Source organism: Terrabacter sp. 05T424, assembly GCF_056396225.1.
In genome coordinates this window covers 120,261-145,932 of record NZ_JBFTLB010000001.1, presented here as the reverse complement: position 1 = coordinate 145,932, position 25,672 = coordinate 120,261, and the positions used below count along the sequence as shown (strand labels likewise).

The window sequence follows — 25,672 nt, the reverse complement described above, 5'->3', positions numbered from 1 at the left end:
CCTTCGGCCGGTGTGCCGCTCAATGGCATCGGCGGTGGGAGCACGGGCGGCCGTTGGGCACGCTCGTCCTGCACCGCGGCAGGCGTCCAGCCCGTCGCGGCAGACACTCGACCAAGGAGCGCCCGTGCCGGTCCACCCCGTCGTCTCGTCCAGGTTCCACCTGCTGGAGGGCATCGAGTCCTTCGAGAAGGGGATGGCCGACCCGAGCCTGCGCGCGCGGCTCGACGAGTTCATGTCGATCACCGACGCCCCGGCTCCCCCGACGGTCGAGGTGCGGGAGGACGCGGCACCCGGGCCGCACGGACCCGTGCCGGTCAGGATCTACACCCCGGCCGGCGACGCGATCGGGCGGCCCTGCCTGGTCTGGCTGCACGGGGGCGCGTTCCGGATGGGCGACCTCGACATGCCGGAGGCCGACTGGACCGCCCGCCAGGTCTGCGAGCGTGCAGGCGCCGTCGTCGTCAGCGTCGACTACCGCCTCTGCGTCGGCGGCGTCACCTTCCCCGTGCCCCACGACGACGTCGTCGCTGCCGTCCGGTGGGTGCGGGACTGCACCGGCACCCTCGGCGTCGACGCCGACCGGATCTCGCTGGGCGGCGCGAGCGCGGGCGGCAACCTCGCCACCGGCGCCGCCCTGCGCCTGCGGGACGAGGACGGCTGGCTGCCGGCCGCCCTGCTGCTCGCGTACACGACGTTCCATGCCGTCGTGCCGGCGCCGTCGGCCCGGCTGGCACCACTGCTTGCCGAGATCCCGCGCCTGCTCCGCTTCCTCCCCGAGGACCGCCAGGGCATCACCGAGAACTACCTCGGCGGGCCTGCCAGCCTCGCCGACGGCTACGCGATGCCGGCCAACGCGGTCCTCGACGGGCTCTGTCCCGTCGTGCTGCTCAACTCGGAGTACGACGACCTGCGCCCCTCCGCGGAGGCGTTCGCGGGCCTGCTGGCAAGGGCCGGCGTGGACGTGCGGCAGGTGGTTGTGCCGGGGATGTTGCACGGCTTCCTCAACCTGCACACGGGGATCCACCAGGTCGACCGGGCGCTGGGTCTCATGGCCGAGGTCGTGTGCGGCGGCAACGGCCTGACATGACCGTGTCGCCCGCGGCCAACCCGCTGCTGCCCGGCTTCAACCCCGACCCGAGCATCGTCCTCGTCGACGGCGTCTACTACCTCGTCACGTCGACGTTCGAGTACCTGCCCGGCCTGCCCGTCCACCGCAGCACCGACCTCGTGCACTGGGAGCACATCGGCAACGTCGCGACCCGCCCGCGGCAGCTCGACCTGGGCGCCGTGCCGACACCGGGCGGCGCCTGGGCACCCACGATCCGCCACCGCGACGGCGTCTTCTACGTCATCGTCACGGTGATGCTGGGCGGCCGCGGCTGCGTCGTCTTCACCGCCACCGACCCCGCCGGCCCGTGGGACGACGGCACCCCGATCCCCGCCGTCACCGGCATCGACCCCGACCTGGCGTGGGACGACGACGGCACCGCTCTTGTCACGTTCGCCGGCTTCCCACACCCCATCCGGCAGGTGCGGGTCGACCTCTCCACCGGCCGCGCCCTCGAGGAGGTGCGCACGCTGTGGGAGGGCACCGGCCGCTACGCGCCGGAGGGCCCGCACCTCTACCGCCGCGGCGAGCACTGGTACCTGCTCGTCGCCGAGGGCGGCACCGACCGCGGCCACGCGGTGAGCGTGGCGCGGGGGCCCTCGCCGACCGGCCCGTGGGAGGCCGACCCCGACAACCCGGTCGTCACCGCGACCGGCACGGAGAACCCGGTGCAGAACCTGGGCCACGCCGACCTCGTGGAGACACCGGACGGCGGCACGGCGATGGTGCTGCTGGGAGTGCGTCCGGTCGGCTTCGGCCTCGCCTTCTCGCCGCTCGGGCGGGAGACGTTCCTCGCCCCGGTCCGGTGGGTCGACGGCTGGCCGCGGGCCGACCTCGTCACGCCGAGGCCGACGCCGGACGAGGACGTCGCGTTCGACCTCACCGACCCCGACCTGCTCAACGACCCGGGCTGGCTGTCCGTGCGCCGCCCACCGTCCGAGGTGGCCACAATCGGCGACGACGGGCTGGTGCTCACCGGCGACGGGCGAGACTTGGGCGACGCCGTCCCGTGCTTCCTCGGACGCCGGCAGCGGCACCTGTCGGCGACGGTCTCGGTCCGGGTCGACGCCTCGGCAGGCCGTGGCGGGTTGGCTGCCCGGCACGACGAGACCCACTGGTTCGCCGTGGAGGCCCGTGTCGACGATGGGGCGACGACGGTCACCGCACGCGCGGCACTGGCCGGACTCGAGCGGACCTGGTCCGTCGAGCTCGCGCCGGGCGAGGTGGAGCTGCAGATGGACCTGGTCCGGCCGCCCGGCGGGTTCGTGCCGGGCGCCGCCGGTGGAGGCACCGTCCGGCTCGGCGCCGCCAGCGACGGCCGGCACGTCCAGCTCGCCGAGTTCGACGGCCGCTACTGGTCCTTCGAGGTCGCGCAGTCCTTCACCGGCCGCGTTCTCGGCCTCTATTCTGCCGAGGGGCGGGTGGCCTTCTCCGAGCTGCGCTACCGCGGCACCGACGCCCTCCCGGAGGGATAGGCGTGCCAACCAATGGCAGCGCGCTGGGCTGCGGAGGCCGCGGTCACGGATGCTCAGGGCTGTCGATGCCAAACCGACCCAGGAGAGCCGCATGAGCTTCGAGTACCTGATCGACCCGTCCAAGGGCCCGCAGTGGAAGGGCGTCCTGCCCGGCGAGCCCAAGCCGTACGTGCTGCGCAAGGGCGAGGGCGAGCACTCGATGCTGTTCGCCGACCTGTTCACCGTGCTGCTGTCGGGTGACGAGACCGAGGGCCAGTTCGGCATCATCACGGCCGACTCGCCCGCCGGTGACATCATCCCGACGCACTCGCACAACGAGACGCACGAGACGTTCTACGTGCTCGACGGCAAGGTGCGGCTCTTCTACCAGGACGCCGAGGGCGAAAAGCACTCCGAGCTGCTCACCCCCGGCGACTTCGGCTTCGTGCCGGCCGGCTTCGCGCACGCGTACAAGATCGAGGAGGCCGCCCGGATGATGGGCACCCTGTCGGGCGGGTTCGAGCGGTTCTTCCAGCACATGGGCACCGAGACCGACCACGCCACCACGGACCAGCCGCCGTTCATCCCGGACTTCCCGCGGATGGGCGCAGCCGCACAGGAGCACAACATGCAGTTCCTGCAGGGCTTCGAGTGGCCCGACGCCTGACCTCCGCGCCATGACGACTCCCCCACTCCCACCTCCCGCGCACGAGGGGCCGCTGCCCCCAGCCCGCACGGTCGTCGGTGGCATCACCGTGCTGGCCGGCGTGCCGTATGCCGCGCTCCCGGGCAGCCGACCGCTCGAGCTCGACCTCTTCCTCCCCGCTGACACCGCCGACACCGACGCGCCGGTTCCGGTCGTCGTCTTCCTGCACGGCGGCGGGTGGCGCCTCGGCAGTCGCCACTCGGCCGGCCCCGCGTATGCGGCATCCAGCCCTTTCGAGCACGTCGCGCAGGCGGGCGTCGCCGTCGCGAGCATCGACTACCGGCTGTCCGGTGAGGCGGTCTGGCCCGCCCAGCTCCACGACGCGAAGGCCGCCGTGCGGTGGCTGCGCTCCCGGTCGGGCGAGCTGGGCATCGATCCCGCGCGGATCGCGGCGTGGGGCGAGTCGGCCGGCGGCCACCTCGCCGAGCTGCTCGGCCTGACTGCGGGCACCGCGGGCACCGCAGCGCTCGAGGGCGACGTCGGCGTCACCGGACCCTCCGGCGCCGTGTCGGCGGTCGTCTCCTGGTACGGCCCCAGCGACGTCGCGGCCGTCGCCACCGACACCGGTGCCGACCCCCTCGACCCGGCCTCCCGTGAGGCGCTGCTGCTGGGCGCCCCGCCGCAGACCGTGCCCGACACCGCTTCTGCGGCGAGCCCGATCTCGCACGTCTCGGCCGACGCGCCACCCTTCCTGCTGCTGCACGGCAGCGCCGACCGGCTCGTGCCGTGCGTGCAGAGCCAGCGGATGCATGCCGCCCTCCAGGCTGCCGGTGTGGACGTGGAGCTGGACGTGCTCGAGGGGGCAGACCACATGTGGCGGGGCTCCCCCGAGGCTCCACGGCTGGCGCTCGAGCGCACCACCGACTACCTGCGACGGCACCTGGCCGTCGCGACGGAGGACGACAGATGAGGATCGCAGGCATTCGCAGGGACGGCGTCGTCCACGTGGCGGCGTTGTCGCCGGACGGCACGCAGCTGACCGTGCTCGCCGGACTGGACGAGTTCTGGGCGGACCCCTCGGGGCACCTGTCCTCGGACCCGGTGGGCGAGACCCTGCCCGCGGCCGGCGTGGAGCTCGTGCCGCCCGTCCTGCCGGGCGCCCGGGTGATCTGCATCGGCCTGAACTACCTCAAGCACGTCGCCGAGGGCTCGTTCGCGAGCGAGGGCGTGCCGCCCCACCCGACCCTCTTCGCCCGGTGGACGCAGTCGCTGACCGTCGACGGCGCGGAGGTGCCCGTCCCCTCGAACGAGGACGGCCTCGACTGGGAGGGCGAGGTGATGGCCTACGTCGGCAGCACGCTCGTGGACGCGACCCCCGAGGAGGCGCTCGCGGCCGTCGTCGGCTACTCGACGTTCAACGACCTCACGTCGCGGCGGGCGCAGAAGCTCACGTCCCAGTGGATCCTCGGCAAGAACGGGGACGCCTCCGGGCCGCTGGGGCCGCTGGTTCCGGCGGCCGAGGTCGGTGACCTGCGTGACGGGCTGCTGGTGGAGACACGCGTCAACGGCGAGGTCGTCCAGAGCGGGCGCACCGACGAGATGGTCTACACCGTCGGCGACACGCTGTCGCTCATCTCGCACACCCTCACCCTGCGTTCCGGTGACCTGCTCGCCACGGGCACGCCGTCGGGCGTGGGCTACTCCCGCACTCCCCCGTGGCTGCTGCAGCCCGGTGACAAGGTCGAGGTCGAGGTCGAGCGCCTCGGCGTCCTGACGAACCATGTCGTCGACAACTCCGCCCGCGAGGCACGTCGGTGAGCGGCGAGTTCCGCCAATACCTCTTCGCGCACGACCACCCGCGGGTGGCCGAGGTACGCGGGTTGGACCCGTACGCGTACCGCGACCTCGCGGCGACGCCGGGCACCTTCACAGGCGGTCTCGTCGAGGGCTGGAAGCCCTTGTACCAGAATGACTTCCGCGGGGTCACTGAGAGCGGCGTGCTACGCAAGGACCTCTACGTGCTCACCCCCGCCGCGGCGGGCGAGGAGGCGCCGGTGGCCGAGATGGTCGCGGCGGCGGACGACCTGCTGGCCGCACTGGACGACGGTGGGCGGGAGCGCATCTCCTTCGCGGTCGACGCCGTCGAGTGGCAGACCTGGGCCAACCCGGAGTTCATGCAGTTCGACACCGGCCTTCGGCTGGACCTCCAGCCGGCGGACGTACGGGAGAAGGCGCTTGCGCTGGTGCGCGCGTCGCTCTCGCCCGAGGGTTACGAGCTGACCCACGCGATGATGCGGATCAACGGCTTCCTCGGTGAGGTGGTCGACCTGCCGACGGTGCTCAACGAGTTCAGCTACAACATCGCCCTCTACGGCCGGCCTGACCTGCACGCGCCGTGGGGCTGGCAGCTGTTCGGCCACCACTGCGCGGTCAACTGCCTCGTCGTCGAGGGCCGGATGCTGCTGTCGCCGGTGTTCCTCGGCGCGGAGCCCGACGAGATCGACGCGGGTCCGCACGCCGGGCTGCGTGACGTCTTCGCCGACCGGATCGACCTCGGGCTCGCTCTGATGGCCGCGCTGGACGACGACCAGCGCCGGGTCGCCGTGGCGTACGACCTCATGGTCGACCCGGCGATGCCGGAGGGTCGCGTGCACCCCGGCGACGAGCGGCACCTCGCCGGAGCGTTCCAGGACAACCGCGTCATCCCGTTCGAAGGTGTCCGCGTCACCGAGCTGGCCGCCGAGGCCCAGCACCTGGCCCGGCAGATCGCCGAGTCGTTCGTGCGGCTGCTGCCCGAGGGCCCGCGGGGCGCCCGGATGCGCGAGATCGAGGCGCACCTGGACGAGACCTGGTTCTCGTGGATCGGTGGCAGCGCCCCCGGCGACGTCTTCTACTACCGCCTGCAGTCCCCGGTGCTCGTCGCCGAGCTCGACCACCACTGCGGGGTCTTCCTCGACTACGACACCCCGCAGCCGTTCCACATCCACACCGTGATGCGCACACCGCACGGCAACGACTACGGCCGCGCCTGGGTGAGGCAGTGGCAGGCACGGCACGCCGCCGACTGAGCCGGCCGGTGTCTCGCTCGCACTGCCGCTCAATGGAATCGGCCTACGTCGACCCGTGGCGGACCCCGGATGCTGGACGAGAGCCGGACGGAGCCCGCACCTCGCGGAGCGCACGCGCAACGCCCCTCGGCGACCGCCGTCCCGACGGACGAGCACCTCGACAGGAGAACCGATGACAACCGTGCCCGACAGCGTCCCGGTGCTGGTCGTCGGCGGTGGCCCCAGCGGGCTGGCCGTGGCGATCGAGCTCGGCCGACGCGGCATCGAGGTGCTCGTCGTCGAGCCGCGCTCGGTGCTGGACCCGCTCCGCCCCCGGGCGAAGACCACCAGCGTCCGGACGATGGAGCACCTGCGCCGCTGGGGCATCGCCGACCGGCTGCGCGACGCCGCCCCCATCCCGGTGGGCTACGCCCAGGATGTGGTCTTCGTGACGGGACTGTTCGGTCACGAGATCACCCGCTTCGAGAACGCCTTCGGGCTCTGGGCGACGCCGCCCGACCTTGCAGCGGAGCCCGGCCAGCAGGCGCCGCAGCCGGTCGTCGAGGCGGTGCTCCGCGACGCCTGCGCCGAGCTGCCCACGGTCACGCTCCTCACCGGCTGGCTGGCCACGTCGGTCGCCGACGGCCCGGACGAAGCGCGCGCGGTGCTGCAGGACTCCCAGGGCCGTACGCGTGAGGTCAGGGCCGACTACCTGCTCGGTTGCGACGGCAGCAGTGGCGTCAGCCGGACGGCCATCGGAATGCGCTACCGAGGGTCGTCGGGCACGGTGCCGAACCTGTCCATCACGTTCCGGAGCCGCGCCCTCGAAGAACGTGACCTGTGCGCGCACGGCATCCACTACTGGGTCATCGGGGCGCGGCACGGCGGCCTGATGGGTCGCCTCGACCTCGACGGCACGTGGTGGGCCATCGTGCAGGGCATCGACGAGGACGTCGCGGACGTCGACGCGGTGGCCCTCGTCCGGTCGCTGGCCGGCGACGACATCGACGTCGACGTGCTCGCGACCGACCCGTGGTCGGCCCGGATGCTGCTCGTCGACCGCTACCGGGGCCGGCGCGTCTTCCTGGTCGGCGACGCGGCCCACCTCAACCCGCCGTGGGGCGGCCACGGCTTCAACACGTGCGTCGGCGACGCGGTCAACCTCGGCTGGAAGCTGGCCGCCGTGCTGCAGGGCTGGGCCCCCGAGGCACTCCTCGACAGCTACGAGGCCGAACGGCGCCCCGTGGCGGAGCGCACGATCGCGGCCGCCGGCGAGCAGGAGTCGTTCCTGGCGCCATCCTTCGCCGCTGCCGACCTGGACGCCGATGGCATCGCCGGCGAGGCGCTGCGGACCGACGTCGCCCGCGCCCTGCAGGCCAAGGACCCCGAGTTCCACAGCCTGGGTCTGGTCCTCGGCTACGACTACCCGTCATCCCCGGTCGTGGTGTCCGACGAGCCTTGCCCGACAGGGCAGCCCGTGAACACGTTCGAGCCGTCAGCCCACCCGGGCGCCCGCCTCCCGCACGCGTGGCTCCCCGACGGCCGAGCGATCTACGACCTGCTCGGCGAGGACTTCACGCTGGTGCGGCTCGCGCGCGACGCCGGCACCCACCCGCTGCGCGAGTCCGCCGAGCGGCTCGGCATACCGCTGCGGGTCCTCGACCTCGCGCACCTGCCGCGGCTGCGCACCCTCTACGGCGCCGACCTCGTGCTCGTCCGTCCGGACCAGCACGTCGCGTGGCGCGACGACGAGGTCACCGACCCGTTCGACCTCCTGCGGCAAGTCGTCGGCGCCGAAGACAGCCCGACCACCGACACCTCCCCGACATCCCCGCTCGACGAGCTCACCCACTGACCACCACCACCGCTCAAGGAGATCCATCAATGCAGACACGCCACGGGACGATGGCCACGGAGCGCCCCGAGCGCTACGCCAAGCAGCTCGCGGACCACTGGGCGCGCAAGGGCAGCGCGGGCGACGAGGACGGTGCGACCGTGATCCGCTTCGACACCGGGCAGGTCGTGCGGATGCGGCCCGAGAGCGGCCAGCTGCGCGTCGAGGCGTCGGTGCCCGAGGACGGCGACCCGGACCGGTTCGCCCAGGTCGTGAAGGACCACCTCGAACGCTTCGGCCAGCGCGAGGAGCTCGACGTCGTCTGGGAACCCGCGGAAACAAGCGATGCCGCCACAGCGCCGACGGTGCCGGTGACGTGAACGGCCGCGACGGCATACGCCCGATCCCGCGGGGATTCCTGCTCGGTGTGGCCACCGCGGGTCACCAGGGCGAGGGGCAGAACACCAACAGCGACACGTGGTTCCTCGAGCACACGACGCCGTCGGTCTTCCGCGAGCCGTCGGGGCGCGCCTGCAACGGCTACGAGCTGTGGCGCGAGGACATCGACCTCGTGAAGGGAATGGGGCTGGACGCATACCGCTTCTCGGTCGAGTGGGCGCGTGTCGAGCCGGAGGAGGGCACCCTCGACGAGGCCGCCCTCGACCACTACGAGGCGATGGTCGACCGTTGCGTCGAGCTCGGCCTCGCTCCCGTCGTCACGTTCAACCACTTCACCTCGCCGCACTGGTTCGCCGCCGAGGGCGGCTGGCTGGGGCCGCGCGCCGCCGAGCTGTTCGCCCGCTACTGCGGGTGGGTGACCGACCGCTTCGGTGACCGCATCGCGTATGCCGTCACGCTCAACGAGCCGAACCTGCCGCGCCTGCTGTCGTGGCTCGACCTGCCCGACTTCGTGCGCGACCTCGAGCGCGCCACCCTCGAGGCGGCGTCCGCCGCAGCCGGGGTCGAGCGCTACCGCGCCGGCAACGTCATGGTCCCCGAGGAGATGGACGCGATCGGCGACGGCATGACGGCCGGGCACCGTGCCGCTCGCGCCGCGATCAAGAGCCGTCGGCCCGAGCTGCCCGTGGGCTTCTCGCTGGCCGTCGTCGACGACCGCGTCGTCGGCGACGAACCCTCGTTCCGTGACCGCAAGCGGGCTGAGGTCTACGAGCGCTGGCTCGAGCTGGCCCGCGAGGACGACTTCCTCGGCATCCAGAACTACGAGAGCCGTTGGTACGACGGCGAGGGCGAGGTCGCCCCCACGGCGGGCACCGCGGTCAACGGCATGGGATCGGCGATCGAGCCGACGTCCCTCGCCGGGGCGGTGCGCTACGCCCACGCCGAGACCGGCGTGCCGATCCTCGTCACGGAGCACGGGATGCAGACGGCCGACGACAGCGAGCGAGCCGGCTTCATCGAGCCGTCCCTGGCGGCGCTGCTCGCAGCGGCAGACGACGGCGTGCCCGTGCTCGGCTACCTGCACTGGACGCTCATGGACAACTTCGAGTGGATCTTCGGCTACGGCGCCCAGCTCGGCCTGCACGAGGTCGACCGCGAGACCTTCGTGCGCACGCCGAAGCCGAGCGCTGGGGCGTACGCAGACATCGCCCGGGCACGGCGCGTGCGGGTCTGACCAAGATCCACGGACGACGGCGGGAGTGTGGCGTAGCGTCCGAGGATGCGCAGCTTCGCGATCACGGACTCGATCCGTTCCTACGCCGTCGCTCACGGATCGTGGCGCCCGGAGCCCGTGATCCGTGGGCTCCAGGCAGAGACAGCCCGGCTCGGGGACGTGGCTGGCATGCAGATCGGCGACGACCAGGGCCAGCTCCTCACCATGCTCACCCGACTGGTCGGCGCCCGTCGGGCCGTGGAGGTGGGCACGTTCACCGGCTACTCGAGCATGTGCATCGCCCGGGGACTGGCCGACGGAGGTTCACTCCTGTGTTGCGACGTGAGTGAGGAGTGGACCGCGATCGGCACCCGCGCCTGGGCCGCCGCGGGTCTGGCAGACCGCATCGAGCTGCGCATCGCCCCGGCGCTGGACACGCTGCGGTCGCTGCCCGAGACCGCAGACATCGACCTGGTCTTCATCGACGCCGACAAGCCCGGGTATGCCGCCTACTGGGAAGAGCTCGTGCCGCGGGTGCGACCCGGAGGCCTCCTGCTCGCGGACAACGTGCTCTGGAGCGGCCGTATCGCCGACCCGGAGGCCACCGACGAGAACACCACCGCGTTGCGCGCGTTCAACGACATGGTCGCCTCCGACGAGCGCGTCGAGACCGTGGTCCTGACCGCCTTCGACGGACTGACCATCGCCCGGCGACGCTGATCGGCAGTGGGGCGGCCATCGATGAGTGGAGGGCATGATGTCGGCGACGAGTGAACGCTTCAGCGAGTTGACGCCGTGAAGTTCCTGGTGATGTTGGCGCAGGAGGACCATTTCGACCGATGGGACGCCGCGAGCGAGGCGGAGCAGGAGGACTTCTTCGAAGGACATGCCGCGTTCCTGGCGGCGGTGCGCGCTCAGGGCGCAGTCCTCGCCGTCGAGCCCCTGCAACGCCCCGACCAGGCCGTCACGCTCCGTTCGGGCGTCGCCAGCGATGGCCCCTTCGTCGAGACGACGGAACTGATCAACGGCATCTACATCATCGAGATGCCCTCCCGGCACGACGCCGTGGAGGCCGCTCGCAACATCCGGATGCCCACCGTCGAAGTGCGCCCCCTCCTTGAGGTGTGAGGTCCCGAAAAGGCCGGAGACGAGGAAGTCGTCGCGGTCGGCGTTCAGCGGCTTGGCATGGTCGCGAAGTGCGTCCACGTGCGGTGCAGCCATTCGGCGAGCTCGTCGCGTGACCACGCGAGCGTCGTGGTCATGAGCAGGTAGGTGTCGGCGGACGCCAGCAGGCCGGTGGTATCCGCGACCCAGGCGACGTCGACCCCTCATGACCCACGAGCCGCACGGCGTCGACCAGACCGGCCGCCCCGGCTACGGACGACTGGCCCCAGGCGCTCGATTCACGGGGCTGAGCACATCACACCGCGACCGTGACCTCGCCAGGCCCGGTCTGCTCGACTACACGACCTACCCGACCATCTCCGTCACCGCCGGACCCACACCTACGAGAGACCACGGCTGGGACCTGGCCGCCACCATCTCAGCCGGCGGCACTGACTGCGCCCTGGACCTGCGGGCCGTCGCCGTCGACAGCAGCACAGAAGGGGTACGGGTCCACGTGACCGGCCGCCTCGACAGAAACGGCCTTCGCATTGGGTGGAATCCGGTGGCGCGGGCGGTACGCGAGTCGACGCCCGCACCACCGGGGTCTGATGGGGTCGCGTCAGAGGCGCGCGGCCAGGCGGTGGTAGGCCGAGCTCCACCGCAGCTCCTGGCGCAGGCTCTGCGTGGTCGTGCCGGCGTCGATGACGACGAGCTCGGTGGAGATCATCTCCGCGAGGTCGCGGAACTCCTCCGTGCCGACCGCGGTGGACAGCACCGTGTGGTGCGGACCCCCGGCGAGCAGCCACGACTCTGCTGACGTCGACAGGCTCGGGCGCGGCTCCCAGACCGCGCACGCGACGGGTAGGCGCGGCAGCTCCTCGTCGGGCTCGACGACGTCGATCTCGTTGAGGGTCAAGCGGAACCGGCCACCGAGGTCGCTCATGCCGACGACCACACCGGGACCGGGCGCCGCCGTGAACCGCAGCCGCACCGGGTCCTCACGGCCCCCGATGCCGAGCGGGTGGATCTCCAGCGACGGCTGGCGGGAGGTGATCGTCGGGCAGACCTCGAGCATGTGCGCGCCGAGGATCTTCTCCTCCCCCGGCACCAGGTGGTACGTGTAGTCCTCCATGAACGACGTGCCGCCGGGCAGACCCTGGGCCATCGCCTTGGTGGTGCGCAGGAGAACGGAGGTCTTCCAGTCGCCTTCGCCGCCGAAGCCGTAGCCGTCGGCCATCAGCCGCTGCACCGCCAGGCCGGGCAGCTGCCGCAGCCCACCGAGGTCCTCGAAGTTCGTCGTGAAGGCCGTGAAACCGCCGTCGGTCAGGAAGGTCCGCAGCCCCGCCTCGATCCGCGCACCGTAGCGCAGGCTGTCGTGGCGGTCGCCGCCACGACGCAGCTCGGGCACGACGGCGTACGCCTGCTCGTACTCCGCGACGAGCGTGTCGATGTCGGCGTCGGGGACGGCGTCGACGACCTGCACGAGCTCGTTCACGCCGTAGGTGTTGACCGAGACCCCGAACCGCAGCTGCGCCTCGACCTTGTCGCCCTCGGTGACCGCGACGTCGCGCATGTTGTCCCCGAACCGGGCCAGCCGCATCGACCGCAGCTCGGCCACGCCCGCAGCAGCCCGCCCCCACGCGCCGATCCGCTCGAGCACGGCCGGGTTGCTCACGTGCCCGGCGATGACCTTGCGCGCGACCCCGAGGCGGGCACTGACGAAGCCGAACTCACGGTCGCCGTGGGCGGCCTGGTTGAGGTTCATGAAGTCCATGTCGATGGTCGACCACGGCAGCTGGGCGCCGGCCTGCGTGTGCAGGTGCAGCATCGGCTTGCGCAGCGCGTCGAGGCCGGTGATCCACATCTTCGCGGGCGAGAAGGTGTGCATCCAGGTGACGACACCGATGCAGTCCGGGGCCGCGTTGGCCTCGAGGATCGCGGCGTGGATCGCGGCGCCGTCGGCCAGGATCGGCTTCCACACCACCTGGGCCGGCAGCACGCCGCTCGCGTCGATCTCCTTGGCGATGGCCTGACTCTGCTCGGCGACCTGGCGCAGCGTCTCCTCCCCGTAGAGGTGCTGGCTGCCGGTGAGGAACCACACCTCTCGCTGGTGGGTGCTGGCGGAGTGCGTGCTCGTCATGGGGTGTCCTTCTGTCCGTAGACGTTCTGGTAGCGGTCGAACAGCGAGTCGACGTCGGTCGGGTCGATGCGGAGGGGCTCGCCGAGCTGGCGGGCGATGTGCATGGTGCGGGCGACGTCCTCGCACATCACGGCCGCCTTGACGGCCGAGCGGGCGTCCTTGCCGATGGTGAACACCCCGTGCTGCTTCATCAGCACCGCGGCCGACTTGCTGGCCGTGAGCGTCTCGACGATGCCCCGGCCGATCGAGTCGTCGCCGATCAGCGCGAAGGGCCCGACCGGGATCTCCCCGCCGAACTCGTCAGCCTGCATCGTGAGCGAGCACGGGATCGCCTCGCCACGGCTGGCCCAGGCGGTCGCGTACGTCGAGTGCGTGTGCACGACCCCGCCGACGTGCGGCATCTGCCGGTAGACGTAGGCCTGCGCGTCGGTGTCGGAGGACGGCGCGTGCTCGCCTTCGAGCACCTGGCCGTGCAGGTCGCAGAGCACCATGTTCTCCGGCGTCAGGTCGTCGTAGGAGACGCCGGACGGCTTGATCACCATGAGGTCTCGCCCGGGCACCCGCGCCGACACGTTGCCGGCGGTCCAGATGACGAGCTGGTAGCGGGTCAGCTCGGCATGCAGGGCGCACACCTCGCGCCTGATCGAGGTGATGGTTGCGTTCACATCGGTGAGCACGCTCACGCCGCCTCACCTCCTGCGCGGACCTCCTGGGCAGGAGCAGGGAGCGCGTCCGCCTCGATCGCGTGCTTGTCGGCGATCGCCTTGCGGCGCAAGGCCTTCAGCCGCTTCATCACGTCGTTGCCGCCGCGACCGAAGTGGTCGTGGAGCCGCACGTACTCCTTGAACAGCGGGTCGTATGCCGTCGCGCCGGCCTCGTCGGGCACGAACGCCGCGCGCTCGACGCGGCCCATGCGCGCCGCCGCCGTGGCGACGTCGGGGTAGGCGCCCGCCGCGACCGCCGCGTGGATCGCCGAGCCGAGGGCCGGGCCCTGCTCCGATCCGATGACCGAGAGCGGCAGACGGGTCACGTCGGCGTAGATCTGCATCAGGAGCCGGTTCTTCGTGAGCCCGCCGGCGATGACGAGCTCGGTGACCGGGACCCCGCTGTCGCGGAACGTCTCGAGGATGACGCGCGTGCCGAACGCCGTTGACTCCAGCAGGGCGCGGTAGACGTCCTCGGGCCGGCTGGCGAGCGTCTGCCCGATGACGAGGCCCGACAGCTCGTGGTCGACCAGGACGGAGCGGTTGCCCGAGTGCCAGTCGAGGGCGACGAGCCCGTGCTCGCCCACCGCCTGCGCGGACGCCTTCTCGGTGAGCAGCTCGTGCACGGAGATGCCGCGGGTGGCCGCCTCGTCGGCATAGTCGCCCGGGACTGCGGTGCGGGTGAACCACCCGAAGATGTCGCCCACGCCGGACTGGCCGGCCTCGTAGCCGTAGAGGCCGTCGACGATGCCGCCGTCGACGACACCGCACATGCCCGGCACCTCGCGAAGCACGTCGCTGCTCATGACGTGGCACGTCGAGGTGCCCATGATGGCGACCATCTGGCCGGGCGCCGTGGCCTGCGCGGCCGGGGCCGTCACGTGGGCGTCGACGTTGCCGACCGCGACYGCGATCCCTTCGGGCAGCCCCGTCCAGCCGGCCGCCTCAGCCGTGAGCCGCCCTGCGACAGCACCGAGCTCACCGATCTGCTGGTCGAGCTTGTCGTCGACGAAGGAGGCGAAGCCCGGGTTGAGCGCGGCCAGGAAGTCGCGCGAGGGATAGGCGCCGTCCTGGCGGATGCCCTTGTAGCCGGCCGTGCACGCGTTGCGGACGTAGCTGCCGCACAGCTGCCACACGATCCAGTCGGCGGCCTCCACCCAACGCTCCGTGGCGGCATACACCTCGGGGTCCTCCTCGAGCACCTGCAGCGCCTTGGCGAACTCCCACTCCGAGCTGATCAGGCCGCCGTAGCGCGGCAGCCACGCCTCACTGCGAGCCGCGGCCAGCTCGTTGATCCGGTCGGCCTGGCCCTGCGCGGCGTGGTGTCGCCACAGCTTCACCCAGGCGTGCGGCCGGTCGGACCACTGCGGCAGCTCACACAGCGGCACACCGTCGCCCGTCGTCGGCAGCACCGTGCAGGCCGTGAAGTCGGTGGCGATGCCGACCACGTCGGTCGCGTCGATGCCCGCCTTTTTGACGGCGGCCGGCACGGCGTTGCGCAGCACGTCGCGGTAGTCCTCGGGCACCTGCAACGCCCACTCCGGCGGCAGCACCCGACCGTCGGGCGCGCCGGGCACCCGGTCGGTGACCACGCCGTGCGCGTACTCGTGGACGGCGTGGCCGAGCTCGGCGCCGTCGGACACCCGGACGACGAGGGCTCTCCCCGAGAGAGTCCCGTAGTCGACGCCGACGACATACGTCGGCCGGTCCCCGGTGGTGGTCTCTGTCATGTCGTGCTGCTCCTGGTCCGGCCCGGCGGCGCGGTGCTCGCGCGGACGATGAGTTCGGGGTCGATGAGGCTGGGCACCTGGTCGGTCTCGCCCGAGATGGCTGCCGTGAGCATCCCGATCGCCTCGCGGCCGATGGCCGCGAAGTCCTGGCGGACCGTCGTCAGCGGTGGGATGAGGTAGGCCGCCTCGGGAACGTCGTCGAAGCCGACCACGCTCACGTCACCGGGCACGGAAAGCCCGACCTCGTGCAGCGCCCGCAGCACGCCGATCGCCATCTGGTCGTTGGCGGCGAACACCGCTGTGACGTCAGGGTTCTCGGCGAGGCGGAGCCCGGCAAGGTAGCCGCTCTCGGCCGACCAGTCGCCTGCAATCGGCTCCATCGGCCGGTGGCCGCCCGCGACCATCTCGGATCGCCAGCCCTCGGCGCGGGCCCGGGCCTCGGCCCAGTCGAGCGGTCCTGTCACATGGGCGATCTCGACGTGACCGAGGTCGATGAGGTGCCGGGTGGCCAGTCGGGCCCCCGCGACGTTGTCGACGCCGACGGTGCGGCGTGCCCGCGTGAGGTCGCCCTCGACGATGACGAACGGAAGCCTGGCGCTGCGCGAGCGGGCGACCTCGAGCGCCTCGTCGTGGCCGGCGATGACGACGATGCCCTCGACGGCGAGCCGGTCGAGGTGGTCGACGGCGGCGTCGAAGCCCTCACGGGTCATCTCCGCCAGCGACACCGACGAGGCGAAGAACCCGGCCTCGCGGGCCGCCGTGTTCACCGTGCGGTGCACGCTGGTCGGGCCGAACAGCGTCGACGCGGTGGTGATGATGCCGATCGTCGCCGACCGTCCGCTGACGAGCGCGCGAGCCGCGGTGTTGGGACGGTAGCCGAGCCGCTCGATGGCCTGGAGCACGCGGTCGCGCGTCTCTGGCCGGATGCTCGAGGCCCCGTTGATGACGCGCGAGACCGTCTGGTGCGAGACGCCGGCCAGCCGGGCCACGTCCTGCATGACGGGCGCGCGTGACACGGTGTCGCTCACGGCGTCCTCTTCATGAAGAGCCGCTGCATCACGATGAAGAGCAGGAGCAGGGTTCCGATCGCGATCTTTGTCCACCATGAGCTCAGCGTGCCTTGGAACGAGATCAGCGTCTGGATGACACCCAGGACGAGCACGCCGAGAAGCGAGCCGAGCACGAAGCCGACCCCGCCGGAGAGCAACGTCCCGCCGATGACGACCGACGCGATGGCGTCGAGCTCCATGCCGACGGCGTGCAGGCCGTAGCCCGAGAGCATGTAGACCGAGAAGAGCAGTCCGGCCACAGCCGCGCAGAGCCCGCTGATGGCGTATGCCGCCACCTTGACGCGCGCGACCGGCAGCCCCATCAGGGTGGCTGAGCTCTCGCTGCCGCCGATCGCGTAGAGGGTGCGCCCGAAGCGCGTGCGGTGCAGCACCCACGCCGCGGCGGCCACGACGACGAGGGCGATGACCACGCTCCACGTGATGACGACCCCACCGGGCAGCTCGATCGTCCCGGTCGCGAGGGCCCGGAAGAACGGGTCCTTGATCGAGATCGACTCGACGCCGATGACGAAACAGAGGCCTCGTGCCAGGAACATGCCCGCGAGCGTCACGATGAACGGCTGCAGCTCGAAGTGGTGGATGACCAGGCCCATCAGGACGCCGAGTCCGGTGCCGATCGCGAGAACGAGCAGGATGACAAGCGGCGCCGGGAAGCCGGCCTTGAGGGTCGCGGCGGCGACCATCGTCGACAGGGCCACGACGGCGCCCACCGACAGGTCGATGCCGCCGGTGAGGATGACGAAGGTCATCCCGCCGGCCAGGACGATGAGGAACGAGTTGTCGATGAAGAGGTTCGCGAAGACCTGACCCGAGGTGAAGCCCTCGTAGCGCACGGAGCCGACGCCGAAGAGGAGCACGAACAGCACGAACGTCGCGACGACGGGCAGCACCCGCCCGGGGATGCCTGGCACCTTCGAGAGCCCGGGGACGGTGCGCCGAGCCGGAGTGGTGGTGCTCATGAGTGGGTCACCTTCTGCTTCGTGCCGGACGCCTCGACGGCGGCGGGAACGGACGGGCGCTCGCCGGAGACGGCCACCGGGTCGGTTTGCGCTGCAGGCGGTTCGGGCTCAGGCGAGGGCGGGGGCAACGGCTTGCGCCGCGCGAAGCGGGCGCGCACCTTGGGCGCCTGGAGCAGGCAGACCGCGATGACGACGAGGGCCTTGAAGACGAGGGTGACCTCGGGCGCGATGCCCATCGAGTAGACCGTCGTCGTGAGGGTCTGGATGATGAGCGCGCCGACGAGCGTGCCCGACAGGGAGTACTTGCCGCCGGCGAGGGACGAGCCACCGATGACGACCGCGAGGATCGCGTCCATCTCGATCCAGAGACCCGCGTTGTTCGCGTCGGCGGCACTGACGTTGGAGCTGATCATCAGGCCGGCGACCCCGGCGCAGAGGGCGGCGAAGACGTAGACCGTCCAGACGATCGTGCGCGACCGGATGCCGGCGAGGCGGCTCGCCTCGGGGTTGATGCCGACCGACTCGATGAGCAGCCCGAGTGCGGTGCGACGCGTCACGACCGCGACGACGGCGAGCACGGCGAGCGCGATGAGGATCGAGATCGGGAAGAGCAGGAAGCCGGCGCCGATCTCGCCGAAGAAGTTGTTGCGGACGGTGATGATCTGTCCGTCCGTGACGAGCATCGCGATGCCACGGCCGGCCGTCATCAGGACGAGTGTCGCGATGATCGGTTGGATGCCGAGGAGCGAGACGAGGAACCCGTTCCACAGGCCGAGCACGACGCAGAGCGCGAGGGCCAGGCCGATGCCGGTGATCGCCGCGGCGGGGCTCGTCGGGTCGGGCGAGCCGACGATGGTCGTGCAGGCGACGGCGCCGGCGATCGCAGCCACCGCCCCGACGGAGAGATCGATGCCTCGGGTCGCGATGACGAGCGTCATGCCGAGGGCGATGAGCAGCGTCGGCGCGCCGTTCTTGAGGATGTCGACGAGGCTTCCGTAGAGGTGACCGTCCTGGAGACGGACCGAGAGGAAGCCGGCGTTGCGCGCCGCGTTCGCCGCGATGAGCGCGACCAGGGCGATGAGGGGCCACAGCAGGCGGCTGCCCCGAACCTGCTCGAGGACGCTCGGTCCGACGGCGTTCCGCGAGGCCTGGACCCTGCTCATGAGGCCACCCGCTCGGTGAGGGTCGCGTCGTCGACCGAAGGCTCGGGCGTCGCGATGAGGTGCATGATGTCGTCGACCGAGGCCGACCCGTCGAGCTCGGCGACCTTGGCGCGGTCCTTGAGCACGACCACTCGGTGCGCGAGACGGGCCACCTCCTCGAGCTCGGCCGAGATGTAGACGACGGCCATGCCGTCGGCTGCGAGCTCGGCGACGAGCTTCTGGATCTGCGCCTTGGCGCCGATGTCGATGCCACGGGTCGGCTCGTCGAGGATGAGCAGCCTGGGCTGCGTGACGAGCCAACGGGCGAGCAGCACCTTCTGCTGGTTGCCGCCCGACAGCTTGCCCACGAGCGCGTCAGGGTTGGCCGGACGGATGTCGAGAGCGGTCATCCACTTCTCGACGAGCTCGTCCTTCGTGCGCCTCGGGATGGGGCGCGCCCATCCGCGGGCCGCCTGCATGGCGAGGACGAGGTTGTCGCGGATGCTGAGGTCGGCGAGGATCCCCTCCCCCTTGCGGTCCTCGCTGCAGAACGCGATTCCGGCGGCGATGGCCGAGCGCGGCGTCCGCAGGCTGACGGGGCGCCCGTCCACGCGGAGCTCGCCAGAGTCGGCGCGGTCGGCGCCGAAGAGCAGGCGGGCGAGCTCGGTGCGTCCACTGCCCAGCAGGCCTGCGAGGCCGACGACCTCGCCGGCCCCGATGCGTAGGTCGAAGGGGGCGATCGAGCCGCGACGGCCCAGGCCGGTCGCCTCGAGCAACGGCGTCGAGCCGGACCCGGTGGGTTCAGCGGCATCGGCGGCGAGCCGCTCGACCTCCTCGAGCACTCCGAGCTCGCGGCCGATCATGGCCGAGACGAGCTGGATCCGGCTGAGGTCCGCGGTCAGGTGCTCGCCCACGAGGCGGCCGTTGCGCAGGACCGTCATCCGATCGGCGATCTCGTAGACCTGTTCGAGGAAGTGCGAGACGAAGAGGATCGCGACACCCTCGTCGCGCAGGTGGCGCATGATCCGGAAGAGCTCGGCGACCTCGTCCTGGTCGAGGCTCGAGGTCGGCTCGTCGAGGATGAGCACCTGGGCGTCGACGGCGACCGCGCGGGCGATCGCGACGAGCTGTTGGATGGCGATCGGGTGCTCGTCGAGGATCGAGCTCGGGTCGATGGTCAACCCCATCCGGCCCAGCAGCTCGGCGGCCCTGGCTCGGGTCGCGGCGCCGTCGATGGAGCCGAAGCGGCGCGGCTCGCGGCCGAGCAGGATGTTCTCGGCGACGGACAGGTTGGGGCAGAGGTTCACCTCCTGGTACACCGTGCTGACGCCGGCCGTCTGCGCGTCGGCGGGGCCGGAGAAGGCGACCCGGTCACCCCGCAGCTCGGTCGCGCCGGCGGTGGCGGTGTAGACCCCGGTCAGCACCTTGATCAGGGTCGACTTGCCGGCGCCGTTCTCGCCCATCAGGGCGTGCACCTCGCCGGGGAAGAGGCGGAAGTCGACGTCCTGAAGGGCCTTCACCCCAGGGAACTCCATCGAGATCCCGCGCATGCTCACCACGGGGGTGAGCGCGGGGGCTGCCCCTGGGTCACCGCTGCTGCCGGTCCCGCCCGGGCGGGCGGTCCTCCTGCTCGGCATGTCGGTCATGACGTCCTGTCCTTCGCTTCCGGGTGTGAGGTGGACGGCCCCCGCCACCACACCCGGAGGGTGGCGGGAGCCGTCGTTCTGGTGAGGGGCGCGGTCCGGCGTGTGGTCCGCGGGCCCTCGGGCGGGCAGGGCTCAGTACTTGCGCTGGGGCAGAGCCGCCTTGGCCTGCTCCTGCGTGAAGGTCGTCTCCTGCGTGACGACCCGCTCGGGCACGGACTCGCCGGCCACGACCTTCTTCGCGAGGTCCATCAGCTGGTCGCCGAGGAGCGGGCTGCACTCGACGATGTAGTTGATCTTGCCCTCGGACAGCGCCGTCATACCGTCCTTGACGGCGTCGACGGTGATGATCTTGATGTCCTTGCCCGGCACCTTGCCGGCGGCCTCGATGGCCTCGATCGCGCCCAGGCCCATGTCGTCGTTGTGCGCGTAGACGACGTCGATCTTCGGGTTGGACTTGAGGAAGGCCTCCATGACCTGCTTGCCACCGGAGCGGGTGAAGTCACCGGTCTGCGAGGCGATGACCTTGATCTGCGGGGCGGCCTTGATCGCGTCGGCGAAGCCCTTCTGCCGGTCGATGGCCGGTGCGGCACCGGTCGTGCCCTGCAGCTCGACGACGTTGACCTCGGACTTGCCCTGACTGTCCTTGACGAGCCACTCGCCCGCCTTCTTGCCCTCGGTGACGAAGTCGGAGCCGAGGAAGGTCTTGTAGAGCGTCTTGTCCTCCGAGTCGACCGCGCGGTCGGTGAGGATGACGGGGATGTTGGCCCGCTTCGCCTCGAGCAGGACGGTGTCCCAACCGGTCTCGACGACGGGGCTGAAGGCGATGACGTCGACCTTCTGCTGGATGTAGGAGCGGATCGCCTTGATCTGGTTCTCCTGCTTCTGCTGGGCGTCGGAGAACTTCAGCTCGACGCCGGCCGTCTTGGCCGACTCCTGCACGCTCTTGGTGTTCGCGGTGCGCCAGCCGCTCTCGGCGCCGACCTGGGAGAACCCCATGACGATCGAGCCGTTGCCCGCGGCGCCACCTGAGGAGCCGGCTGCGGCCCCGCTGCTGCTCCCACAGGCGGCGAGGGCCGCGACGGCGAGGGCACTGACGGCCACCGGAAGGATCTTCTTCAGCACTGGACTTCCTCCAATTTCTGGACGCCGTCGTTGGCGCCGTGATGCGGCCGACCTCCTCGTCCGCCGTGGCCGTCGGGCCACTTGAAGCAAGAGTGTGAGCGTTAACATCGCACCCCGTCAACCCCCAGTCCCAGATTTTTCGCACCACTTGACGGGGCGGCGCAGGCTGCTATGTTAGCGCTCACTTTCGTGAGCGGGGCTGCTCCGGACCGGTGCTGCCCCGTGCGCGGAGGACACCCGGACGCACGGCCCCCACCCCCTTTCCACGAAAGGCCCCACCCCATGGCACACGCACGTGTCGTGGCGGGTCTGGCGACTGGCGTCCTCGGCGTCGGACTGCTCGCCGGACTCCCGTCGGCCCAAGCTGCCGACGCGACCGCCACTCCCACCGCCACCAGCTCCGCCACCACCGCCCCGCTCGACTACTCGATCACCGTCCACCCCGCATCGACCGGACCCGCCATCGACGACTCGATGTACGGCGTCTTCTACGAGGACATCAACCGAGCCGCAGACGGCGGCCTCTACGCAGAGCTCGTCCAGAACCGTTCGTTCGAGTACTCCCCGGCCGACAACCGCAGCTACTCCGGACTGACGTCGTGGTCGACCTCGGCGACGGCCGGCGGGGCCGGGAGCGCGACCACCGTCGACGACGCTGCACGCCTGAACGAGCGCAACCGCACCTACCTGCGCCTCGACCTGACCAACCCGACCGGCGCTACCTTCGGCGTCAGCAACGCCGGCTACAACACCGGCGTGCGGCTCGAGGCCGGCAAGACCTACGACTTCAGCGTGTGGGCCCGCACCGATGCCGCCCCCGGCACGCCACTCACGGTCACGCTCCGGGACGCCGCTCGCACGACGGCATACGCGGCTCCGGTGCGCATCGACGTCAAGGGCGACGCCTGGACGAAGTACACCGGCAGCTTCGTCGCCACCGCCTCCACGACGGCCGGGCGCTTGGCCGTCGAGGCCGGCGGCACCGGCACGCTGCGCCTCGACATGGTCTCACTCTTCCCCCGCGACACGTACAAGGGCCGGCCCAACGGCCTGCGCAAGGACCTCGCCGACAAGATCGCCGCGCTGCACCCGGGCTTCGTCCGCTTCCCGGGAGGCTGCCTCGTCAACACCGGCAGCATGTACGCGTACGACGCCGCCAGCAGCTACCCGCGGGCCCGCAGCTACCAGTGGAAGGACACCGTCGGGCCGGTCGAGCAGCGCGCGACCAACTCGAACTTCTGGGGCTACAACCAGTCCTACGGGCTCGGCTACTACGAGTACTTCCAGTTCAGCGAGGACATCGGCGCCCAGCCGGTGCCCGTGCTGCCGGCCCTCGTCACCGGCTGCGGCCAGAACCGCGCCACCGTCGACGACACGCTGCTCCAGCGACACATCCAGGACGCCCTCGACCTCATCGAGTTCGCCAACGGTCCGGTGACGAGCGAGTGGGGCGCCAAGCGCGCGGCCATGGGCCACCCCGCGCCCTTCGGGCTCAAGCGGGTCGCGGTCGGCAACGAGGAAAACCTCCCGGACCAGTACTTCGCCAACTTCACGAAGTTCGAGTCCGCCATCAAGGCCAAGCACCCCGAGATCACGGTGATCTCGAACTCCGGGCCCGACGACACCGGCTCCACCTTCGACCGGCTGTGGGACCTCAACAAGGCCAACAAGACGGCCATGCTCGACGAGCACTACTACAACAGCCCGGACTGGTTCCTCCAGAACAACAAGCGCTACGACGCCTACGACCGTCAGGGTCCGAAGGTCTTCCTCGGCGAGTACGCCTCGCTCGACAACAAGCTGCGCAACTCGCTCGCCGAGGCCGCGTACATGACGGGCCTCGAGCGCAACGCCGACGTCGTCAAGATGGCGTCGTACGCGCCGCTGCTCGCCAACATCGACTACGTGCAGTGGAAGCCCGACATGATCTGGTTCGACAACGCCGGCTCGTGGGGCTCGACGAGCTACGAGGTGCAGAAGCTCTTCATGAACAACGTCGGCGACGAGGTCGTCCCGAGCACCGCGAGCGGCTCTGTCGCACAGGCGAAGCCGATCACCGGCGCGATCGGGCTCTCGACGTGGGCGACCGCCGCGAAGTACGACGACGTCACCGTGACCGGCGCCGACGGCGCGCAGCTGTTCAAGGACGACTTCAGTGGCGACGCCTCGAAGTGGACCCCGCTCGCGAACCGGGGGACGTGGACCGTCCAGGACGGCGCGTACCTCCAGTCCGACACGGGTGCGCAGGACACGCTGGTGCGCGCCGGCGACGTGACCTGGCACGACTACGACCTCAACCTCAAGGCCACGAAGACGGCCGGGGCAGAGGGCTTCCTCGTCGGCTTCGGCGTCAAGGACACGGGCAACTACTACTGGTGGAACCTCGGCGGCTGGAACAACACGCAGGGCGCGGTCGAGAAGGCCGTGGGCGGGGCGAAGCAGACGTTGCTCGCCAAGCCGAACACCATCCAGACCGGCCACACCTACGACATCACCGTGAAGGTGCGCGGTGGCCAGGTCGAGCTCTACCTCGACGGCGCGCTCTGGGGCAGCTTCCGTGACGATGCCGTCACCGAGCCGTTCGCCCAGGTCGTGACCCGCGACGTGGCCCGCAAGCAGCTCATCGTCAAGGTCGTCAACGCCCAGGACGCCCCGGCCCGCACCACCATCGACCTCGGGACGGCGCGCGTCACCAGCAAGGCCGAGATGACCGTCATCTCGGGTGACCCCGAGGCCCAGAACACCCGCACCGCACAGCCGATCGCGCCCGTCACCTCGACGGTCAAGGGCATCGCCTCGACCTTCACCCGCACCTTCGAACCGAACTCGGTGACCTTCCTCCGAGTCCAGATGAAGTAGGAGACCGCCATGTCACACGCACTCTCCCGACGCACCCTTCTGGGTGGCGGCCTCGGCGGGTTCGTCCTCGCCGCGAGCGGCCTCGCGATCCCCGGCCTCACCGGCCGGGCGATCGCGGCCCCCGCCGCGCGCACCGACGCCGAGGTCTACGGCGCTCCCACCGCGAGCCCGCTGGTCTGGCAGCGGGCCGACCCCTTCGTCACGCTGCCGGTCAACGGCACGTATTACTTCACCGGCTCCGTGCCGGAGTACGACCGCATCATCGTCCGCGGGGCCGGCACGATCGCGGGCCTCGGTTCCGCGGCCGAGTCGGTCGTGTGGCGACGCCCCACATCCGGGCAGATGGGCGGCCACATCTGGGCGCCTGAGCTCCATCGCATGGACGGCCGCTGGTACATCTACTTCGCCGCCGGCGACGCGGGCAACGTCTTCAACATCCGCATGTACGTCATGGAGTCGGCCCTCGCGGACCCGCGGGAGCCCTCGGGCTGGGGCGCGCCGCGACAGATCGTCACGCCGTGGCCCTCGTTTGCGCTCGACTCCACCACGTTCGAGCACCTCGGTCGCCGCTACCTCGTGTGGGCCCAGAGCGAGCCCGAGATCGCCGTCAACACGAGCCTCTACATCGCCGAGATGGCATCGCCGTTCGCGCTGGCGACCGCGCCGGTGCGCATCGCGACGCCGACGCGCTCGTGGGAGGTGCAGGGCTTCAAGGTCAACGAGGGTCCGGCGGTGCTGGTGCGGAACGGAAGGGTCTTCATCACCTTCTCCGCGAGTGCCACGGACTCCCGCTACTGCATGGGTCTGCTCACGGCCGATGCTCGCGCCGACCTGCTCGACTCGCGGTCGTGGAGCAAGGGGGTCGACCCCGTCTTCACGACGAACGAGCAGACGAGGCAGTACGGCCCCGGTCACAACAGCTTCACCGTGGCCGAGGACGGCGTCACGGACGTCATGGTCTACCACGCCCGTGACTACCGCGACATCGTCGGCGACCCGCTCTACGACCCGAACCGCCACGCCCGGGCCCAGCGGCTGTACTGGCACCCGGACGGCACGCCGCTCTTCGGCGTGCCGGTCGGTGCCGGCGGGCCGATCGTGCGGCTCTCCCCCGCCGACTCGGCGTCGTCGTTCGTCCGGCACTTCGCCTACGAGCTGCGCGTCGATGCCGCCGTGCGCGAACTGGCCGACAGCCAGTTCCGTTTCGTCGCAGGGCGATCCGGTGGTGAAACGGTGTCGCTGCAGTCCGTCAACTTCCCCGACAGGTACGTGCGCGTGACCGCCACGGGCGTGCGCATCGACCCGGTCGAGGACGGCAGCAGCACGTATGCCGCCGAGGCGAGCTTCCGGCGCCTCCCGGGTCTCGCGACCCCGAAGGGCGTGTCCCTCCAGTCGGTCTCGGCGCCGGGGTCCTACCTTCGGCACGACAAGGGCCGCCTCGTCGTGGGCCCGGCCTCGGGCTCGAAGTCGACCTTCCTGCTCAGCTGACCCG

21 protein-coding genes are annotated in these 25,672 nt (G+C 71.0%); 13 read left to right on the top strand and 8 right to left on the bottom strand.

The genetic code is table 11. The features are described 5' to 3' along the window. Positions 1-124 precede the first annotated feature (124 nt). The 11 genes from AC1DE0_RS00645 to AC1DE0_RS00595 all read left to right on the top strand — a co-directional run bounded on the left by AC1DE0_RS00645 (position 125) and on the right by AC1DE0_RS00595 (position 10,829). Positions 125-1,087, top strand: a complete 963-nt coding sequence (locus tag AC1DE0_RS00645) for an alpha/beta hydrolase (RefSeq protein ID WP_478096067.1) — start codon at positions 125-127, stop codon at positions 1,085-1,087. Beyond that, a complete protein-coding gene (locus tag AC1DE0_RS00640) occupies positions 1,084-2,583 on the top strand; it encodes a glycoside hydrolase family 43 protein (protein ID WP_478096066.1) in 1,500 nt (499 codons plus the stop codon). The genes AC1DE0_RS00645 and AC1DE0_RS00640 overlap by 4 nt, the downstream gene beginning before the upstream one ends. Positions 2,584-2,674: 91 nt before the next feature. After that, positions 2,675-3,229, top strand: a complete 555-nt coding sequence (locus AC1DE0_RS00635; protein ID WP_478096065.1) for a quercetin 2,3-dioxygenase — start codon at positions 2,675-2,677, stop codon at positions 3,227-3,229. 10 nt (positions 3,230-3,239) lie between these two features. Beyond that, entirely contained in the window at positions 3,240-4,178 is a 939-nt protein-coding gene (locus AC1DE0_RS00630) for an alpha/beta hydrolase fold domain-containing protein (RefSeq protein WP_478096064.1), read from the top strand. Continuing rightward, positions 4,175-5,026, top strand: coding sequence for a fumarylacetoacetate hydrolase family protein (locus tag AC1DE0_RS00625; RefSeq protein WP_478096063.1), 852 nt, complete (start codon positions 4,175-4,177; stop codon positions 5,024-5,026). Before AC1DE0_RS00630 ends, AC1DE0_RS00625 begins: the two co-directional genes overlap by 4 nt. Beyond that, positions 5,023-6,276 (top strand): DUF3500 domain-containing protein, encoded by a 1,254-nt coding sequence (locus AC1DE0_RS00620; RefSeq protein ID WP_478096062.1) that lies wholly within the window; start codon positions 5,023-5,025, stop codon positions 6,274-6,276. Before AC1DE0_RS00625 ends, AC1DE0_RS00620 begins: the two co-directional genes overlap by 4 nt. Positions 6,277-6,448: 172 nt before the next feature. Next, a complete protein-coding gene (locus tag AC1DE0_RS00615; RefSeq protein ID WP_478096061.1) occupies positions 6,449-8,110 on the top strand; it encodes an FAD-dependent monooxygenase in 1,662 nt (553 codons plus the stop codon). A gap of 29 nt (positions 8,111-8,139) precedes the next feature. Then, positions 8,140-8,469, top strand: a complete 330-nt coding sequence (locus tag AC1DE0_RS00610) for a DUF2218 domain-containing protein (protein ID WP_478096060.1) — start codon at positions 8,140-8,142, stop codon at positions 8,467-8,469. Then, positions 8,466-9,722 (top strand): family 1 glycosylhydrolase, encoded by a 1,257-nt coding sequence (locus AC1DE0_RS00605; protein ID WP_478096059.1) that lies wholly within the window; start codon positions 8,466-8,468, stop codon positions 9,720-9,722. The genes AC1DE0_RS00610 and AC1DE0_RS00605 overlap by 4 nt, the downstream gene beginning before the upstream one ends. A gap of 45 nt (positions 9,723-9,767) precedes the next feature. Next, a complete protein-coding gene (locus AC1DE0_RS00600) occupies positions 9,768-10,421 on the top strand; it encodes an O-methyltransferase (protein ID WP_478096058.1) in 654 nt (217 codons plus the stop codon). A 75-nt stretch (positions 10,422-10,496) separates the two neighbouring features. After that, positions 10,497-10,829 carry a YciI family protein gene (locus tag AC1DE0_RS00595; RefSeq protein WP_478096057.1) on the top strand — a complete coding sequence of 111 codons (333 nt, stop codon included), beginning with the start codon at positions 10,497-10,499 and terminating at the stop codon, positions 10,827-10,829. Positions 10,830-11,427: 598 nt separating this feature from the next. Here AC1DE0_RS00595 and araA read toward each other — a convergent pair. The 8 genes from araA to AC1DE0_RS00555 all read right to left on the bottom strand — a co-directional run bounded on the left by araA (position 11,428) and on the right by AC1DE0_RS00555 (position 21,321). Continuing rightward, positions 11,428-12,948 (bottom strand): L-arabinose isomerase, encoded by a 1,521-nt coding sequence (gene araA, locus AC1DE0_RS00590; RefSeq protein WP_478096056.1) that lies wholly within the window; start codon positions 12,946-12,948, stop codon positions 11,428-11,430. Next, positions 12,945-13,631 (bottom strand): L-ribulose-5-phosphate 4-epimerase, encoded by a 687-nt coding sequence (locus tag AC1DE0_RS00585; RefSeq protein WP_478096055.1) that lies wholly within the window; start codon positions 13,629-13,631, stop codon positions 12,945-12,947. The genes araA and AC1DE0_RS00585 overlap by 4 nt, the downstream gene beginning before the upstream one ends. Then, entirely contained in the window at positions 13,628-15,382 is a 1,755-nt protein-coding gene (gene araB / locus AC1DE0_RS00580; protein WP_478096054.1) for a ribulokinase, read from the bottom strand. The genes AC1DE0_RS00585 and araB overlap by 4 nt, the downstream gene beginning before the upstream one ends. Next, a complete protein-coding gene (locus AC1DE0_RS00575) occupies positions 15,379-16,410 on the bottom strand; it encodes a LacI family DNA-binding transcriptional regulator (protein ID WP_478096053.1) in 1,032 nt (343 codons plus the stop codon). The genes araB and AC1DE0_RS00575 overlap by 4 nt, the downstream gene beginning before the upstream one ends. After that, positions 16,407-17,411 (bottom strand): galactofuranose ABC transporter, permease protein YjfF, encoded by a 1,005-nt coding sequence (gene yjfF, locus AC1DE0_RS00570; RefSeq protein ID WP_478096052.1) that lies wholly within the window; start codon positions 17,409-17,411, stop codon positions 16,407-16,409. The genes AC1DE0_RS00575 and yjfF overlap by 4 nt, the downstream gene beginning before the upstream one ends. Continuing rightward, the gene (locus AC1DE0_RS00565; protein ID WP_478096051.1) at positions 17,408-18,574 is read right to left on the bottom strand and encodes an ABC transporter permease; all 1,167 of its coding nucleotides are present in this window, start codon (positions 18,572-18,574) and stop codon (positions 17,408-17,410) included. Before AC1DE0_RS00565 ends, yjfF begins: the two co-directional genes overlap by 4 nt. Beyond that, positions 18,571-20,199 (bottom strand): sugar ABC transporter ATP-binding protein, encoded by a 1,629-nt coding sequence (locus tag AC1DE0_RS00560; protein WP_478096050.1) that lies wholly within the window; start codon positions 20,197-20,199, stop codon positions 18,571-18,573. The genes AC1DE0_RS00565 and AC1DE0_RS00560 overlap by 4 nt, the downstream gene beginning before the upstream one ends. Positions 20,200-20,331: 132 nt before the next feature. Further along, positions 20,332-21,321: an ABC transporter substrate-binding protein gene (locus AC1DE0_RS00555; RefSeq protein WP_478096049.1), complete on the bottom strand. Its 990-nt coding sequence runs from the start codon at positions 21,319-21,321 to the stop codon at positions 20,332-20,334. A 282-nt stretch (positions 21,322-21,603) separates the two neighbouring features. Between AC1DE0_RS00555 and AC1DE0_RS00550 the strand changes: the two genes are divergently transcribed. Both AC1DE0_RS00550 and AC1DE0_RS00545 read left to right on the top strand, forming a co-directional pair. Continuing rightward, positions 21,604-24,180 carry an alpha-L-arabinofuranosidase C-terminal domain-containing protein gene (locus AC1DE0_RS00550; RefSeq protein ID WP_478096048.1) on the top strand — a complete coding sequence of 859 codons (2,577 nt, stop codon included), beginning with the start codon at positions 21,604-21,606 and terminating at the stop codon, positions 24,178-24,180. A 9-nt stretch (positions 24,181-24,189) separates the two neighbouring features. Beyond that, a complete protein-coding gene (locus AC1DE0_RS00545; protein ID WP_478096047.1) occupies positions 24,190-25,668 on the top strand; it encodes a family 43 glycosylhydrolase in 1,479 nt (492 codons plus the stop codon). Positions 25,669-25,672 lie beyond the last annotated feature (4 nt).

Excerpts from the sequence above, each read along its gene's own strand:
- AC1DE0_RS00565 (WP_478096051.1), bottom strand. The coding sequence starts at position 18,574 with ATGAGCAGGGTCCAGGCCTCGCGGAACGCCGTCGGACCGAGCGTCCTC.
- AC1DE0_RS00600 (WP_478096058.1), top strand. The coding sequence starts at position 9,768 with ATGCGCAGCTTCGCGATCACGGACTCGATCCGTTCCTACGCCGTCGCT.
- AC1DE0_RS00550 (WP_478096048.1), top strand. The coding sequence starts at position 21,604 with ATGGCACACGCACGTGTCGTGGCGGGTCTGGCGACTGGCGTCCTCGGC.
- AC1DE0_RS00635 (WP_478096065.1), top strand. The coding sequence starts at position 2,675 with ATGAGCTTCGAGTACCTGATCGACCCGTCCAAGGGCCCGCAGTGGAAG.
- araA (WP_478096056.1), bottom strand. The coding sequence starts at position 12,948 with ATGACGAGCACGCACTCCGCCAGCACCCACCAGCGAGAGGTGTGGTTC.
- yjfF (WP_478096052.1), bottom strand. The coding sequence starts at position 17,411 with ATGAGCACCACCACTCCGGCTCGGCGCACCGTCCCCGGGCTCTCGAAG.
- AC1DE0_RS00545 (WP_478096047.1), top strand. The coding sequence starts at position 24,190 with ATGTCACACGCACTCTCCCGACGCACCCTTCTGGGTGGCGGCCTCGGC.
- AC1DE0_RS00610 (WP_478096060.1), top strand. The coding sequence starts at position 8,140 with ATGCAGACACGCCACGGGACGATGGCCACGGAGCGCCCCGAGCGCTAC.
- AC1DE0_RS00625 (WP_478096063.1), top strand. The coding sequence starts at position 4,175 with ATGAGGATCGCAGGCATTCGCAGGGACGGCGTCGTCCACGTGGCGGCG.
- AC1DE0_RS00615 (WP_478096061.1), top strand. The coding sequence starts at position 6,449 with ATGACAACCGTGCCCGACAGCGTCCCGGTGCTGGTCGTCGGCGGTGGC.
- AC1DE0_RS00560 (WP_478096050.1), bottom strand. The coding sequence starts at position 20,199 with ATGACCGACATGCCGAGCAGGAGGACCGCCCGCCCGGGCGGGACCGGC.
- AC1DE0_RS00630 (WP_478096064.1), top strand. The coding sequence starts at position 3,240 with ATGACGACTCCCCCACTCCCACCTCCCGCGCACGAGGGGCCGCTGCCC.
- AC1DE0_RS00640 (WP_478096066.1), top strand. The coding sequence starts at position 1,084 with ATGACCGTGTCGCCCGCGGCCAACCCGCTGCTGCCCGGCTTCAACCCC.